1 protein-coding gene and 1 pseudogene are annotated in these 1,375 nt (G+C 77.7%); one reads left to right on the top strand and one right to left on the bottom strand.

All coding sequences use genetic code 11. The annotated features are described in order from the left end of the window. Positions 1-212: 212 nt before the first annotated feature. Positions 213-500, bottom strand: coding sequence for a hypothetical protein (locus ABZ914_RS51425; protein ID WP_500201819.1), 288 nt, complete (start codon positions 498-500; stop codon positions 213-215). A 358-nt stretch (positions 501-858) separates the two neighbouring features. On the opposite strand from ABZ914_RS51425, the pseudogene ABZ914_RS51420 reads away from it, so the two are divergent. Next, positions 859-1,375: pseudogene (locus ABZ914_RS51420) on the top strand (hypothetical protein); the annotation flags it as partial.

Below are 1,375 nucleotides of genomic sequence, written 5' to 3'. Positions count from 1 at the left end.
GCGGTCACGAGCTGGATCGCGGAGGAGGCGCGGGGCGGGGGCGCGGCGGGGCGGGGCGGCGGGCGCGGCGGCCCGGGCCCCGCCGGGGGCGCCGGGGGGGGCGCCGGCGCGGCGGGGGGCGGGGGGGCCGCGCGCGGGGGCCCCCCCCCCGCGCGCCCGCTACTGCGGGGCCGGGCGGGCGGAACGCGGCGGTATCGGCGCCGCGCGCGGGATCAGCGCCAGTGCGGGCGGGCCCGGCGGCGGACCCGTTCGACCCGGGCGGTGGCGACCGCCCATTCGAGCCGGGACCACAGCGTCCAGAACCGGGTCCATTCCGGCCGCGTCGGCGCGAGGATCCGCTCCGGCCTGCGGAAACGGCGCGCGATGCGGATGCCCTCGCGGCTGACCGAGTAGCGGACCGGGCGGCCCGCGCGGGGCGAGCGGGGTGCGGCGGCGGCGCGCGGGAGCACCGTCCTGCGCGGCGACCACGACCAGGCGTTCACGGGGGAGGGGGCGGGCATGCGGTCTGCTCCTCGGCTAGACGGCCACCATGTCACCGAATGTAGCGCATCGGATACCGTGCGCCATGCTTCTCCCGGACATTGGTCCGGGACCCGGGGGCGGGGGGCCGCTCGGGTCGCCGGGGCCATGAGTCCCGATAAAGCGGGCGAATTCCGGCTAAAGCATTTCCTGTACGGCCATGGAAACGCCCCATCGGAAAGCGAAATCCATGGCCGGGTAAATGATGGCAAAGACGCGCCGGGCCGTCCGGCAACGCGCCGGTGAACGCGCCCGGCGCGGTGCTACGGTCATGCCGACCAGCCCGGAACCGGACATCGAACGACGGCCCGACCAGGCCAGACGCGAGGAGTTCCCGCAGTGCGACGCCAACCGATCCGCCACGGGGCGAGCAGCCCCGATGTGCGGCGGCGCGCGCTCGGAACCGCGCTGGTGCGCGTCGCCGTCATCGCCGGATTCGCATTCGCCGGGTGGATCGCGCTCAGTTCCCTGAACCAGTCCGCGTACGCCGCCCAGAATGGCGGCATGGGAACCGGGACCGCCGGCAATGGAGCCGGCGGCACCGGAACCGCGGGCGGGACCCCGGAGCGGGCCGCCCAGGGGAACCCGGTGCGGGACGCCGTCGGCGGCGCCTCCGGGCTCGACGGGCTCTCCACGCTCCGCCACTTCCGGTTCGCGGGCGGCCGCCCGACCGCCGGCACGCCCGGCGCCGTCACCGGCGACGTCCGCGAGGCCGGCCGGCGGCCGGTCGCCTACCTGAACGCGCGCGGGCGCGACGCCGCCGCCGACGGCGGCCACGTCGTCCGCAAGGTCGGCGGCACCGTGGACAGCACCGTGGCGAAGACCGCCGGCGCGGCCGGCGTCGCGCACCTGCGGC

This window comes from Spirillospora sp. NPDC046719 (genome assembly GCF_040645715.1).
Lineage (GTDB): Bacteria > Actinomycetota > Actinomycetes > Streptosporangiales > Streptosporangiaceae > Spirillospora.
The sequence above is the reverse complement of the archived record's forward strand: the minus strand, read 5'-3'. Positions and strand labels throughout refer to the sequence as shown.